Raw genomic sequence first — 15,520 nt, forward strand, 5'->3', positions numbered from 1 at the left:
TTGCCGTCTTTGAATCTCGTGCAAAGGATCCATCAGTCAAACCTTGGGTGCAGTTGAGTGTGTCGTTAGCTGACAAGGCTGATTTTCAAGTGGGAGACTGGATAATCCAATCAGACTGCTCTGAAATCACAGACCATAATTTCAACCCTGCGGACGGGGAGCGGCCTGGTCGAAAACAGGGTGATTGAATGTCGTGGTGCGGAACCCGTGAAGCAGCGCCTGTAATGTCGTGCAGTAGCCTGGGTCATTCCATGGCGTTGCCGCTCTGAGTAGGACCTCCAACTGCCCCGACTCGCGGGCTACGGCTGCCCATTCTATGGTGCGTGCGGCACCGTGAAGACGGTGGGCTGCGTGTAGGGCAGGCTCCAGACTGCGTAAAGTCATACCTTCAAGCAGCGCCAGCAGATCCCGCTCCAATGCTTCAAGGATGTGCTGGCGGTCCACCGGGACCCGGTGAGCGAAGGGCTGTGGCAGTAGCGTCAGCGTTACGCCGCACCATAACTCGATGGCATCCTGTAATTTTCCAAGACTGATCGGTTTACTTAGGACGCCATCCATGCCTGCATCAAAGCAGCGTGTGACATGCTCGTTGTCCGTAGATGCAGAAATCGCAATGATAGGGCAGCGGGCTTGTGCCGCATCCTTTTCAATCATTCGGAACAAACGCGTCAGCGAATAGCCATCCTGATCCGGCAAGTCGCAGTCCATTAAAATGAGATCATAAGAGCCCTGCTCAAAGCAGTCCACGGCTTGGGCGCCGTCTCGCGCGATGACAGGGGTACAGCCGAAGCCTTCGATCTGTGCCTGCAAGACAGCCTGATTGGCGACAGTATCTTCCACTACCAGAATGCGTAGCGTCATTGGCGCAGGTACTGCTGACCAAATTGTGGCAGGGCGGACGGCTTCAGCCTCCGTCGAGTCGGGGGGCGCCAACTCTGCCGTCAACGACAACTCGAAACGCGTTCCCTCACCCAATGTACTGTCTAGTGTGAGGGTGCCACCCATAAGTTTGAGCAGGTCACGACAGATGACCAGCCCCAGGCCCGTGCCACCGGAGCGCTTATAAGACTGTGCGGCCTGGCTATAGGGTTGGAACAGGCGGGCCTGGCTTTCTGGGCTCAGACCGATACCCGTATCCGTGACTGTCAATCGTAGCTGCTTGCGGCGAGGTGTATTCAGGTCGCTGATGACGTAGGCCACCTCTACACCTCCGGTTTCGGTGAATTTGATGGCGTTGGACAGCAGGTTGTGCAGTACCTGTCCAACACGAGTGCTATCGAGCATCAGCAATGGCAGGTGGGGCTCTCTAGCGACGCCGATCGATAGATGTTTCTCCCGTGCTCGCAAACGGTGCAAGTCAACAACGTTATTCACCAGAGTGGAAATATTTACCGGTTCGTATTCGAGTTTGACCTGGCCTGCGTCGAGTTTGGAAATATCAAGCACATCATTGAGCAACCTCAGCAATGATTGTGCGCCGTGGTTGGCCAGGTCGGCAAAGTGCTGCTGCTGCTTGTCCAACGGCGTGTTGCGCAACAGTTCCACGGCAGCCACCACCGCGTTCATCGGCGAGCGGATTTCATGGCTCATCACCGCCAGGAACATTGCCTTTTCTCGCTCGTTGCGTTCGGCTCGCTGGCGCATGCGCTGGGTCTGGTAAATCGTGATGAGCAACAACAATACGACCAGGACAATTAACGCGAGCTCATGAGGGTAGTGGGACACAACTTCCCTTATCGTCAGGTCCTGGGTGGCATGTTCGCGCAGCCAATTGGCGTGCAGGATGCGAACTTCGTCAGGGGTGACTGAATCGAGCGTCTTCTGGATGATTGAGTGCAGTAAAGGCTCGTCTTTCCGAGTGCCCATGCCAATTTGCGACGCCATACCGGTGAGCACCCCGGATATCTGCAATTGGCCCTGGAACTGGCGATAGAGGAACGGCAGCAGATAGGCTTCGGTGGCCACCGCAGCATCGGCGGTGCCTTCGGCAACTTGCTGCAGCATCGTCAGGGCGCTGCCGCCGATGATCAATTTCGCCCCAGGTGCCTTCGTCGCGAGGAAATCTTTGTATCGATCGAAGGAGGGCAGGGTCACGGTCAGCCGGTCCAGCTGTTCAGCCTCGAAAAGAGGCGGGCGTCCGATGCGGGTGATGATGACCGTAGTGGTATTCAAATAGGCTGAAGTTAGCAGCAGTCGGGGGTCTTTAACACCGGGACCATTAAGCCTGACGGTGGAGATAAGGTCTGCTTGTCCGGTTGTCAGGAGCTCTATGCGCTCTTGAATCGAGTGAGCTGCAACATAGTCGATCTTCATGCCGGTCTTGTCTGCAATCAGCTGCAAATACTCAGCGGACAGCCCTTTGAGGCGGCCGTTCTCCACGTATTCGATTGGAGAAAGACTGCTCACTACGGCGACACGCAATACCGAATGATGTTCGATCCAGGCTCTTTCCTCGACGCTTAAATCAGGTCCGGGAGGCCGCGCGCCGGCGTTAGCCCATGTTGCGGCCATCAACAGGCACAGGCTGGCGCCCCAACGAACGCGGTTCCTGGTCATCATGTCTAGTCCAGGGTTTTCATGATCTTGAACAAGCCGTTGTTAGAGGTGACTCCAAGCTTGCGAAAAGCGGTGGCCTTCTGCGTACTGATGGTCTTGATGCTGCGATTGAACTTCTCGGCGATCTCCGTCACCGTCATGCCTTCCAGATAGCACCGAATCACTTCCTGCTCGCGCGCGGACAAGGCAGCGCGCTGCAAGGCGTTGTCACTGATCGGCGTTTGTGTCGATTCACCGGGCCTGGCTGCATCGGCCACTTGGTAAGACATGTCGGCACTCAGGTAGATGGCACCCGAGGCAACGGTACGAATCGCCTTTACCAGGCTTCCCAGTCCCTCATCTTTACCTACAAACCCTCGTGCCCCGACACGCAAGGCAAGAGACACGGTGGCCGATTCATGATGGCTCGATACCATCAGGATACGACAGTCAGGGAAGCGGCTTCGTAGGGCGCGAATCAGGGAGACGCCGTCCAGCTCATCTCGCCCCAGAGCAAAGTCGAGTAGTAAGACGTTGGCAGGCATTGTCGCCATGCCGCGTATCAGTTCACGGCTGGTTTCATAAACACCAACAATCTCGATGGACGACTCTTCGGCGAGGTGGCTGACAAGGCCGTGGCGTACCACTGCATGATCATCAAGGATCGCTATGCGTACGGTTTTCATGGTTGCCAATGGACACTCGAAAGTAGCCGGGTAACTAATCGATTAAAGACCATCTATCAATTCGGCTCCAGCAGGGTTGTAAATATCGTTGAACCGCGCCGTTATCGCTTCAGGCACGCGTGAGGTGGTGTATGCAGGTTCAATGAACGTCAACGCGTCCCTAAGCGGTGATCATGCTTAAAAAATCATCGCTTTCCATGGGCCGGGCCAGAGCGAAACCCTGCCCGGTGTTGCAGCCCAGCTTGCTCAGCAATTCGATACTCTCGGTATCTTCAATGCCTTCGGTGATCAAGTTGATGTTGAACAACTGGGCTAGACCGACGATGCCCGAGATGATTTCTGAAGAGTGTGCGGACTGCCCCAGCGCACGTACCAGGGCACCGTCAATCTTCATCTCGTCGAACGGCATCCGTGCCAGCAATGACAGCGTTGCCGCACCTGCACCGAAATCGTCCAGGGACACCGGAAAGCCTTTGGCGCGCAGCGCGGTGATTGAAGCTGAAAGGGCCAATTCGCTATCGGGCGCGAGATCCTCGGTTAATTCGATCTTGAGGCGTTTGCAAGGCAAACCTGCGCGATGCATCTTCTGCGCAAGCCGAGTGGCTAATCCATGAGCGCAAAGCGTGCGCGCCGACGCGTTGATGGCGATGGGAATTTCAATGCCTGAACGGCTCAGCCTGCCCAACGTGTCGATTACGGTTTTTTCGATAAAGCTGAACAATAATAGATCCAGTCCGAGTTGGTTGATCATCGGGATCAGGATCGAGGGTGGCACATCTCCATGACGTGGGTGGTGCCAGCGGATCAGGGCTTCCGCTCCGACGACTGCCCGGGTCGCCAGGTCGTATTGAGGCTGGTAGACCACTCTTAATCCATCTCCGGTGGCGAGGGCTGCAACCACCTCATCGTCATTTAACAGTTGCTCCAGTTTTTCCTCGTTGGGGCTGCGTGGCGCCGGGTGGGCGGTATTCGCCAGTTGACTGATAGCAGTCAGGAACTGTTCGGGCTGTTGTTCAACAGCGATCTCTACCCGGATACCTGAAGCCTTGGCAAGGCGGGCATGGGAAGCCAGGGCTGCCGTCGAGACGCCATTGAGGGTCTGAGTCCAGCCCTGCTCAACCCCTGCGTTGAGCAATCCAGGCGTGAGCGCAAGCGAGGATTGCGGCTGCGCGGTCCAGAGGATATGGGGAATGCTGCGCAGTAACCCGGAAGCATTCAGGTCGCTGACACAGCACGGCAGCATCAAGCTGTCGACGTGATCAGCGTGAATTTGCGCGACGATGATGTCGACAGGCTGCTTACGCAAATGCGTCATCAATTCGCTCAACGAGTCGATGCGTTCGATCTGAAAAAGGTGGCTCCCGCTGAGCTGCGTGATGACGCGATGTGCGTAATGCTCGTCACTGGCCAGAATGACCAGGCTTTGCAGGGCGCGCTCGGAGGGGGCGATGACTTGGGCTGCCATCTGCTGATGCTCGGTGGTTGTTGTGAAGGTGTATTTGAGCAAGGACAGTGTGGAAGAAATATAAGACTGGGACTAAATCGCGACTGACCCCGGCGTCTGCGGGCGTTGGTTAAAAATTTAAGAGCAGTCCGATATGCGCGTTTTTGAATGCTCTACAGAATTCAGCCCGATTCATAGCGGCTCGCAGCAACTGCGAGCATTACAGAACGAGTGCACGCACGCTGTCGCCGACAGTCCTTGCCTCTGCGCTTCAATGCCACTTCGTGAGGCCTCATACCTGACGATGTGTGTGCTACAGGGTGAGTTATTGTGAAAGTCACGTCACGTTCAGTCTTGCCGTTTGCGTTCCTGCGGTCAGCGCCACTTAATCCGATTCGCTACTGGGTTCGCATGCGTTATTGCCATGCGCCTGATGCGTGTTCGTTATCACGCCGTCAACTGGATTGGGCGATATTGGGAGTGCTGACCCTGACAGGTATAACGGCATTGCTGAGTGCACCTGCTCATGCCGGGAATGGTTTGCATATCAACGCGAATGCGGATGGCCAGTGTGTAAGCTTGAATGATCCACAGAACAACGATGGCAATGCCAGTACCTATCTTGCGCAAAACCTTATCTTCAAAGATCAGGCCTCGAATAAGTGCAATTCTGCGACTAAAGGTTCGCAGACCGATTCGGTTCTGTTTTACCGTCCTGGAGGCGTTCCTGGCGTAGGGGCTACCTCTTTGACCCTGGGCGGAGAACTGTTCGTCAACAGCGGCCGTGTGATACTCGGGCAGCCAGGCGGCAATATGGCGATCGGTAACGAGAGCACTCAAGCCATTACCGACGGCGCAGCCATTGGTCATGGAGCCCAAGGCCTCGGCCGCTGGGGCATGGCGGCGGGCTTCCAAGCCAAGTCCCTGGCTGATTACGCCCACGCATTTGGCTACAACGCCCAGGCCACGAATCAGTACGCCACGGCTATCGGCGCGAATACTAGGGTGGAGGGAGAGCGGGCTACGGCAGTGGGCGCTGGTGCATCGGCCAGCGGCGGAGGGGCTTTTGCCGCAAGTCGCGACGCCAAGGCGGATGGCATCCACAGTGTCGCTATAGGCACTGAGGCCAGTGTGACGGCCAGTAGCGATGAAGGGGTTGCGTTGGGCAACAAGGCCACTGCGCAACATCGTTATGGTGTTGCGTTGGGCAGTGGTGCCACGACGCAAAACCTGAAGGCAGTGGCGCCGGTGACGATCAATGACAATGCCTACAGTTTCGACAGTAGGTCGGCAATGGGCGTGGTCAGTCTGGGTAATGCCAACCAGACTCGCCAACTGATCAATATGGCCCCCGGGGCGGTTAGCGCGACTAGCACCGATGGTGTCAATGGCGCCCAGTTGTTCGTCGCGTACGATGCGATCCAGAAACTAGGGGATCGGGAGCAGGCCGCCACTCAGTCGGTGGCGGAGGCCCTCGGTGAGGGCACGGTGGTCAAGGACGGCAAGGTAGTACTGCCGACCTTTTCCCTGACCAGCCTGGGCGCTGGCGTGGCACAGCCTACGTCGGTGGTGGGGGCGATCAAGGTGCTGGATCAGGCCCATAAAGGTACACAGGAAGCCTTGAGTGACGTGGATCAATTGGCCAACGACACCGCTGAGCAAGTCCGTTTGGCGATGGCCGAGAAATACCTGCGGTGGAATGAGGACCAGCAAGCCTACACGGCCAGTGAAGGCGCTAGCCGTGAGAACCGCGTTGCTAACGTGGCCGCAGGTGTGGCCGCTACTGACGCGGTAAACAAGGGCCAGTTGGACGCCGTGGAAAGTACGGCCAACAACGCGAACACGCTCGCCAATACGGCGCTGGCCGGTGCCAACGCGGCGCAGGCCACGGCCGCCGACGCTCGCAGAACCGCAAGTGCGGCGCAGGAGGGGGCCGATGCCGCCCTGCAAACGGCGGCAGGAGCACGGGCTACGGCAGATACTGCACAGAACACAGCCAAGGATGCCGCCAACTCGGCCGACGACGCACAAAAAGCCGCAGACTCCGCGCAAGGCTCTGCCACTGCGGCGCTGGGAATCGCATCAGTCGCGCAAACGACAGCCGACGGCGCCCAAGGTACTGCCAACTCGGCACTGGGTTCGGCAAGCGGTGCACAGCAACTGGCCCAAGCGGCACAGGCGGCTGCAGACGTGGCGGCGAATTCGGCAACGGCAGCGCAGCGAACGGCTGAGACCGCAGAGGGAAAAGCCAACTCGGCGTTGGTTGGCGCTGATGGTGCCCGTAAAGTGGCGGACGGCGCGCGAGGTGCTGCCGACGCTGCTTTGACCATGGCCGACAGCGCCCGGAAAAGTGCCGGAGTGGCGCAAGGAACGGCCAGCTCCGCGCTGGACTCGGCAGCGAACGCGCAGAAAACCGCGGAGTCCGCGGAGGAAGTTGCCGAGCGGGCGCAAGTGGCCGTTGCCAATGCACAACAAACGGCGGAAAACGCACAGGGTATCGCCACTACTGCCCTGGGGGCGGCAGCCACTGCACAAAAGACTGCCGATGCCGCGCAGGGGGCCGCGAGCACGGCGTTGAGTTCTGCGTCTGAAGCGCAAAAAAACGCGGCGGCGGCCCAAGGCACTGCCGACTCCGCGCTGACCACAGCCTCCGGTGCCCAACGAACCGCGAATGTTGCGCAAGGCACTGCCGATACTGCATTGGGCGCGGCAGTTCGGGCCGGCGAAACCGCTACGGCCGCCCAGGGCTCCGCCGACACCGCATTGGCTGCAGCGGCAACCTCGCAAAAGGCTGCCGACGCAGCTCAAGGCACTGCAAATACAGCGCTGGATAAGGCTGCTGCTGTACAAAAGAGCGCCGATGCCGCACAGCTCACCGCCAATCAGGCGCTCAGCGCCTCCGATGGCGCCAGACAATCCGCCGGCGCCGCCCAAACCACTGCCGACTCCGCGTTGGCAACGGCGACAGGAGCGCAGACTGACGCTCAAGCGGCTCAGGACCGCGCGGATGCTGCCCTCGGTTCGGCGGCTGGTGCTCAGCAGGCCGCAAATGCCGCGCAAGGCACAGCGGACACTGCGCTTGGCGCGGCCTCCACGGCACAGCGCACTGCGGACGTCGCCAAGTCTACTGCCGACCAGGCACTGAGCAAGGCCTCCACGGCGCACCAGGCGGTCGAGACCGCCCAAGCCACGGCTGACTCTGCACTGGCTGCGGCAGCCGGCGCGCAAAGCGCGGCAGGCAACGCCCAGGGTACCGCTGACAGCGCATTGGCCTCGGCAACCCAGGCACAGCACACCGCAGAGACTGCCCAAGCCACGGCTGAGACGGCATTGAGCTCGGCTTCCGGCGCGCAGGAAACCGCCGAAATCGCCCAGGGTTCCGCCGATACCGCTCTGGCTTCGGCCTCGTCTGCGCGCAACGCGGCGGATAAGGCTCAGGGTACTGCAGACGCTGCCGGGCGATCGGCAAGCGATGCGCTGCAGGCTGCGGTCACGGCACAGAGCAGCGCCGACAACGCCTTTGGCGCCGCAAACGATGCCCAGCGTGGGGCGGACGCGGCCCAAGGCACCGCTGATGCGGCCAAGGCCACCGCGGATATCGCCGCCAGTCAGCTCAAGGGCCTGGACGACGGCCAGACCGTTGTCCAGCGCATCGACGCCGCTATCCGAGGCGCCGCAGGTGCAGCCAGTGAGTTCGTCGCCAAGGCACTGGGAGGAGGCTCTACCGTGGGCGCCGATGGTCAGCCGACGGCGCCGGCCTATGCAATCAGTCAGATTAATGCGGACGGCAGCGTTCAGCCTGTTCCTCAAACCCATGACAATGTGGGTGATGCCCTGACGGCTCTGGACAGCAACGTCGACAAGGTCAACACCGCCGTGAACCGCCAAGGAGCAGCACTTGGTGCCTTGAGCGAGGAGGTCCGGGGCCTGCGTGACGACAGCGTTGTGTGGGACGAGGTTCGCGGTGCTTATACCGCGGGTCGCGGCGCTGATCGCAGAGAGCCTGCACGCATCGGTAACCTGGCAGCCGGTGTTGCGCAAACCGATGCTGTCAATAAGGGCCAGCTCGATGCCGTCGCGCTCACCGCATCGCAGGCCAACAGCGCCGCCGACGCGGCCCATGCGGCTGCTATAAAGGCCCAGAGTGCAGCGGATGGCGCGGTGGTCGCGGCCGCCTCTGCTCATACCGCCGCTGATGCCGCGCAACAGGTCGCCGATACCGCTGGCGGCACGGCTGCCGACGCACGCGAGGCAGCAAACGCCGCTCACACACTGGCCAGCCAGGTTGCCCGGGTTGCCGAGCGTGCCGCAGCACAATTGCAGGGGCTGGGGGAGGGTGAGACCGTGCTTGATCGCGTACAGGCAGCGAGCCGCGCAGACCGACAGGCATTGGCTGATGCGCTGGGCGGTGGCGCCGCTGTGAACGCGGATGGTTCCGTGAAGGCGCCGGCGTTCGGCGTGACCCGGATCAACCATGAGGATGGGTCCACTGGCCAGATCCAAGCAGACAATGTCGGGCAGGCGATCGAGACACTCGATGCCTCGCTGAATGCGGTCAGCACCAAGGCCGACAAGGCCATGGCGGATGTGGGTAGTCTTCGCGAGCAGGTGAGCAACGGCCAGGTAGGTTTGGTACGCCAGGACTCGCTCAGCCGGGATATCCAGGTGGCACAGGATACTGATGGCGTTCGCGTCGATCTCAACGGTACCCAGGGGCCTCGTATACTGACTGGCGTGAAGGAGGGGGCGTTGAGCGCCGATAGCACCGATGCAGTTAACGGGCGCCAGCTCGACGCTGTCAACCGAGAAGTAAAGCAGTTGGCGCAGCAGGCCTCCGGTATCGCCGTAGATACCCAAGGCAATGACAAAGCAACGGTGGCGCCGGGCAGCAAGGCTGTGGCAGTAGGGGCCAACGCCCAGGCCGGTAGCGAACGCAGTGTTGCCATGGGGGCAGGTGCCGTGGCTCAGGCGCCTCGCAGCACCGCACTGGGGGCAGGTGCCAACGCCGATGCGCCCGGAAGCGTCGCGCTGGGCGCCGGCTCCCAGGCCCAGCGGGCGAATACCGTCTCGGTGGGCGCACCGGGCGCGGAGCGGCAAATCACCAATGTGGCAGCAGCCAGTGAGGCGAGTGATGTCGTCAACCTGGGCCAGACTACGCAGATAGCCAACCAGGCGGCTGATCGCTCGCTGCGGCAAGCTAATGCCTATACAGACAGCCAGATCAGCGCACTGCGCCAGGATGCCTACGCTGGCATCGCATCGGCGATGGCCATGGCAGCCTTGCCTGTGGCTTCGACGCCGGGCAGGAGCATGGTGGCCATGGGGACGTCGGTCTACGAAGGGCAGTCATCCTTGGCCGTCGGCCTCTCCGGGAGCACCGAAGATGGTCGTTGGGCTTACAAGGCCAATGGCTCGGGCAGTGCTCAGGGGAGTGTCGGGCTGGCGGTCGGCGTGGGTTATGAATGGTAGGGCCTGATATCGGCAGGGCGAGGGCCTGGCCTTCGGCCTGCCGATTTAGGAGCAGTCCGATATTCCCCGCCGGCCTCGCTGCCCACAATAACCCTCAGTAATCATTGCCCGCTTTCGCAGCGGCTACCGCTCGTGGAACCCGTCTCAGCCATCGGATTGCCATGGTGCCTGGTTTCGGTTCGACGCATCCGTCAATGTCTCAGGTAAGTCATCGTGAAAGTCACATTGCGTTTCGATTCGCAGGTCGCTTGTCTACATGCTGTTCCTCTCAACCTACTTCGTTCCCTTATTCGCGCCTTCTATTGCCACCCGTTTACGGTGACATCGTGCGGTTGGCCGATCCTCGGCCTGCTGACCCTTACCGGTATTTCGGCACTGCTGGGCGTGTCCGATGTCCGCGCAGGCAACGGCGTACACATCAACGGCAATGACAGCGGCGAATGCGTCAGCCTCAATGACCCCCAAAGTAGTTACATTGCGGGCGCCGCGGCCGACAGAGCCTATTTGAGCGAAAGCTTGAACTTCAAGGATAGTCAATCGGCGCGATGCGACTCGAGCGTCAAGAGGGGCCAAACCGACAGTGTGATGTTCTTTCGCCCTTCGGAGACACCGGGTGTTGGCGCAACCTCGCTTTCCTTGGGTGGGGAGCTGTATATCAACAGCGGGCGGCTGATGTTGGGAGGTGCAAACGGCAGCATCACGATCGGCCAGACGGGCGACAGAGTTGGCAGCGCACTGGCCACTGATGGCGGCTTTGCCTTTGGCCGCGGCGCCGAGAGTACCGCCCCTTGGACCATGGCCTTCGGCCTGCTCGCCAAGGCACAAAATCCGTATGCGCTGTCGTTTGGCAATACTGCTACGGCCTCCAATACGTTCAGTACCGCATTCGGTTCGGCGTCCACGGCTTCAGGTACTTACGCCACTACACTCGGCGCCAGTGCACAGGCTGGCGGCGCGGGCGCTTTCGCTGGCGGTCGATTCGCGGTATCGCGAGGGGATAACGCGGTGGCGATCGGCAGGAACGCGAGCGCGTCCAACCTCGAAAGCCTGGCGCTCGGCTACAGCGCCCAAGCCCCCCAGAATGCAGGCGTCGCGCTCGGCAGCTTCTCGGCCACTGATGATCTGCGCGAAGTCGCGTCCGTGAGCCTTAACGGGCACGCTTATTCCTTTGACCGCAGCAGCGCTGTCGCTACGGTCAGCGGTGGCAGCGCGGCACGGCTGCGTCAATGGATTTTTGTCGCGCCAGGCGCCGTGACCGCCACGAGTACCGATGCCATTAACGGCGCCCAATTGTTCTCGGGATACGAGGCGGTTCGGCGCCTGGGGGCGCGTGAGACCACAGCCGGTGAGTCGGTGGCACAGGCATTGGGAACCGGCCCGCTAGCCCAGGGCAACCGGGTGGTGCCGGCACCGCTTGGACTGACCAGCCTGGCCCCGGGAACGCCGTCACCCACCACGCTGTTGGGGGCGCTGGCGGCCTTGGACAAGGCGCACAAAGTCAGCGATGCCCACATGGGTGAAGTGTTCGACACCGCCCTGGATACTTCGGAAAAAGCCCAGCAGTTAAGGGCGACGAGAAAGTTTTACTGGAACCCGCAGAGCGGTGTTTATGACGCTGACCGGGACGCTGGTGTGCCCACGTCTATTATCAATATGGCAGCCGGTGTGGTAGCCACCGACGCCGTCAACAAAGGTCAGTTGGCGGATGTTGAGAGCAGTGCCTTGCGTGCACAACAGGCGGCTGACACCGCCAACGTTGCCGTGGACAAGGCTCGTCAGGAGTCATTGGCCGCAAGGGAAGCCGCCGACTCGTCGTTGGTACGGGCCAATAGTGCATCGCAGGACGCGGCGAGTGCACTTGAAGCCGCCAATTTCGCCCAAAACAGTGCGGACGCTGCGGCGAGCGCCGCCAGCAAGGCCGGTGCGTCTGCTACCAATGCGCAAGCTGTGGCAGCGCGTGCCGATATTGCTGCGGCAAGCGCTCAGAGGTCAGCGCAGATCGCTCAGGAGGTCGCTACGGGCGCACAAAGCAGTGCAAACACGGCGCAGGCACTCGCCGCTGGCGCTCAAACGCGTGTCAAAGAAGCGGAAAATACTGTGGACCACGCCACGGCCGTTGCAAATACTGCGCTCGGCTCAGCTGACGCCGCCTCGGATGCGGTCACTTCGGCGCAGGCCGCTGCAGCGGCTGCACAGGACCGGACGGACCAGGCTGCCACTGCGGCTTCAAGTGCACAGGAGGCAGCCGATGGCGCACAGCGCGCTGCGGACGCCGCCGTGACTGCGGGCAAGGGTGCCGAAATGGCCGCTGATACCGCGCAAGCCGCTGCTGGCCAGGCCCTGAGCGTGGCGGGAGCGGTACAGGATGCGGCGGCTGCCGCTCAGGACATCGCCGATCAGGCCGCGGGTGCCGCGTCGTCCGCCCAGGGGGCCGGCGAGCTCGCTAGAAACATGGCTGACAGAGCCCAGGACACGGCTGCTGACGCGCTCAACGCGACCGGTTCGGCGCAGGTTTCAGCCAACGTAGCACTGGGCGCGGCAACCGCCGCCGAGACAACGGCCGCCACCGCCTGGCAAACAGCCGATTCGGCAGGTGCGGCGGCCGCTACCGCGCAAACTAATGCGCAGAATGCCCTGGGCAGCGCAAAAACCGCTCACGACACCGCCGCTTCTGCCCAAGACCTGGCCAATGTCGCCCGGCGTAGCGCAGACAGCGCGTTGGGTGTGCTGGAAAGCGCTCAGGCCACCACTGACGGGGCTCAAGGCACCGCCGACGTCGCGTTGTCTTCAGCCGTGCAGGCGCAGCGGTCTGCGGATGCCGCGCAGGACACCGCGGGCGCTGCGCAGGGCTTGGCTGGCAATGCGAGTAACACCGCCATGGCTGCGCGCAACCGTGCCGACACAGCACTGGGCGCAGCTTCGATAGCACAAGAAGCTGCCAACGCCGCCGACACTACCGCCAGTCGAGCGCTGAGCCTCGCCACTGGCGCGCAGACTTCCGCCCAGGCTGCCCATGGTACCGCCGATACCGCTTCCGCTGCGGCGTCCGGCGCACAGCAAGCTGCGCAGGACACTCAAGTCAAGGCTAACGTTGTGTTGGCCGCTGCATCCACCGCACAGACGGCTGCACAGACCGCGCAGGGCGCTGCCGACCATGCGTTGCTTATCGCATCGAAGGTCGATGAGAAGGCCCGGACGGCCCAGGGCAGCGCCAATGCTGCTGTGGATGCGGCGAACACGGCGCAGCGTACGGCTGACACAGCCCACACTACGGCGCAGCAAGCCGCCCGTACCAGCATCGACGCGATGAATGCAGCCGTCGCAGCGCAGTCGGATGCCGATCAGACGCAAGGCGTTGCAACTGAGGCAAACCACCGCGCCTTTGCAGCGCAGGCGAGGGCAAGCTCGGCGTTGAGTGCTGCGGCGGACGCCCAGCGAGCGGCCGACAATGCCCAGGGCACTGCCAACGCCGCTCACTCCACTGCTGATGTGGTTACCGTCCAACTCGCCGGCCTGGACACCGAGCAGACCGTGGTGCAATACCTTGATGCGGCAGTAACAGCGGCTGCGGGCCTCGGGCGGGAGGCTGTCACCCGGTTACTGGGCGGCGGCTCCACCTTGGACGCCCAAGGCCAACCCACGGCGCCTGCCTATGGCATTTCCGTGACTGCTGCTGATGGCAGTGTTCAGCCTGCAGTTGGCCACGACAATGCGGGTGATGCGCTGAACGCGGTGGCGAGCAATATCTCCACGCTCAACGACGCCGTACTTACCCAGTCCACTGCGCTGGAGGCACTTGGTGGTGATATTCAGGGCCTGCGCGATGACACGTTGCAATGGGTTGGCGTTGATGCAGCCTATACCGCTGGCCGTGGCCACTCATCCAGTGAACCGGTGCGCATAGCCCAACTGGCGCCAGGACGCGCGCAAGCCGACGCGGTGAACAAGGACCAGTTGGATCAGGCCGATCGCGCTGCGCTGTCGGCCCACAGCATTGCCCAGACGGGCCATGCCGTGGCAGATCGAGCGCAAAGCGCCGCCGTCGGTGCAACGGACGCTGCCGTCATTGCCCACACCCGCGCAGACGCCGCAAAGGAAAGTGCCACGGCTGTTCAAACCGTCGTCGCAATCGCCCGAGGCGACGCTGACGCGGCACACACTCGCGCGAGTATTGCCGGCCACGTCGCGGACCAATCGGCCACGCGGCTGCAAGGTATAGCCCCAGGAGAAACCGTACTCGAGCACATCCAGAGCGCCGCTCGAGCCCATGACCAGGCGTTCGCTACCGCCGTGGGCGGCGGCGCGAGTGTGAATGCCGACGGTTCGACGGGGGCGCCCACCTATACAGTGACGCAGCCTGGCCAGAAGGGGGCTGGCGCCGAGTCGATCAACGCCGACACCATCGGGCAGGCATTCGATCTGCTCAACGAGCGCGTGGTGGTGGCCGATGACCAATCGAACGCAGTCAGTGCGCAAACAGATTCGCTACGTAAACAAATGGATGGTGGTGAGGTGGGGCTGGCCCGCCAGGATCCGGTCAGCCGTGACATACAGTTGGCCGGCGCCACTGACGGGGCACGGTTCGATATCGGCGGCAGCCAAGGCCTGCGCACGCTTGGCGGCGTTGAGGACGGCGAGGTCAGTTCGACCAGCGGCGATGCAGTCAACGGGCGCCAGTTGGAGGCAGTGAATCAGCAGGTCAAGCAACTAGACCGGCAATCTTCCGGCGTCGCCGTGGATGTGACTGAAATCGGTGAAAGCGCATCCACCCGTTCAGGTAGCCATTCCGTGGCGATCGGCGCACAGGCCCAAGCCGAAGGCGAGCGCAGTGTTGCCACCGGTGGCGGCGCCACTGCGCGGGCTGACCAGAGCACTGCACTGGGCCCGCAGGCAAACGCAGATGCGGCAAATAGCGTGGCGCTGGGGGCGGGGTCACACGTCACGCGGGCTGATAGCGTGGCTGTCGGCGCATATGGTGCCGAGCGTCAAATCATCCATGTGGCCGAAGCTACGCGAGGCACGGATGCTGTGAATTTCCGCCAGTCGACTCGGCTTTCCAATCAAGCCGCCAATCGGTCGCTAAGTGATGCCAATGCATATACCGACCGTCGGCTCGGAAGCCTGCGGCAGGATGTATACGCTGGTATTGCGACAGTAATGGCGACCGCCGGGTTGCCTGTGGCTTCTTCGCCGGGCAAGTCGATGGTGGCCATGGCAACAGCTGTGTACGAGGGCCAGCCCGCTTTGGCCGTCGGGCTGACGGCGCGTTCCAGGGGGGGCAGGTGGACCTATCGTGCGACCGGGGCGGGTACCGCGCAGGGCGATTTCGGACTTACCGTAGGCCTTGGATATCATTGGTAATTACACGCCGTTAGCATAGGAAATC

5 protein-coding genes are annotated in these 15,520 nt (G+C 61.8%); 2 read left to right on the forward strand and 3 right to left on the reverse strand.

All coding sequences use genetic code 11. The features are described 5' to 3' along the window. Positions 1-141: 141 nt before the first annotated feature. The 3 genes from BM70_RS0102510 to BM70_RS0102520 all read right to left on the reverse strand — a co-directional run bounded on the left by BM70_RS0102510 (position 142) and on the right by BM70_RS0102520 (position 4,686). The gene (locus tag BM70_RS0102510) at positions 142-2,559 is read right to left on the reverse strand and encodes an ATP-binding protein (protein ID WP_025854533.1); all 2,418 of its coding nucleotides are present in this window, start codon (positions 2,557-2,559) and stop codon (positions 142-144) included. A gap of 2 nt (positions 2,560-2,561) precedes the next feature. Then, positions 2,562-3,221, reverse strand: a complete 660-nt coding sequence (locus BM70_RS0102515; protein WP_025854534.1) for a response regulator transcription factor — start codon at positions 3,219-3,221, stop codon at positions 2,562-2,564. A gap of 160 nt (positions 3,222-3,381) precedes the next feature. Next, positions 3,382-4,686, reverse strand: coding sequence for an EAL domain-containing protein (locus BM70_RS0102520; protein ID WP_025854535.1), 1,305 nt, complete (start codon positions 4,684-4,686; stop codon positions 3,382-3,384). Positions 4,687-5,412: 726 nt separating this feature from the next. Here BM70_RS0102520 and BM70_RS32960 point away from each other — a divergent pair. Further along, positions 5,413-10,134: a YadA-like family protein gene (locus BM70_RS32960; protein ID WP_025854536.1), complete on the forward strand. Its 4,722-nt coding sequence runs from the start codon at positions 5,413-5,415 to the stop codon at positions 10,132-10,134. A 213-nt stretch (positions 10,135-10,347) separates the two neighbouring features. Continuing rightward, complete coding sequence (locus BM70_RS31070; protein ID WP_025854537.1) at positions 10,348-15,495, forward strand: YadA-like family protein; 5,148 nt, start codon at positions 10,348-10,350, stop codon at positions 15,493-15,495. The last annotated feature ends 25 nt before the right edge of the window (positions 15,496-15,520 follow it).

Source organism: Pseudomonas sp. CHM02 (assembly GCF_000612585.1).
Taxonomy (GTDB): domain Bacteria; phylum Pseudomonadota; class Gammaproteobacteria; order Pseudomonadales; family Pseudomonadaceae; genus Aquipseudomonas.

Coding starts and splice junctions, on each gene's coding strand:
- BM70_RS0102510 (WP_025854533.1), bottom strand. CDS start 2,559: ATGATGACCAGGAACCGCGTTCGTTGGGGCGCCAGCCTGTGCCTGTTG.
- BM70_RS0102515 (WP_025854534.1), bottom strand. CDS start 3,221: ATGAAAACCGTACGCATAGCGATCCTTGATGATCATGCAGTGGTACGC.
- BM70_RS0102520 (WP_025854535.1), bottom strand. CDS start 4,686: ATGGCAGCCCAAGTCATCGCCCCCTCCGAGCGCGCCCTGCAAAGCCTG.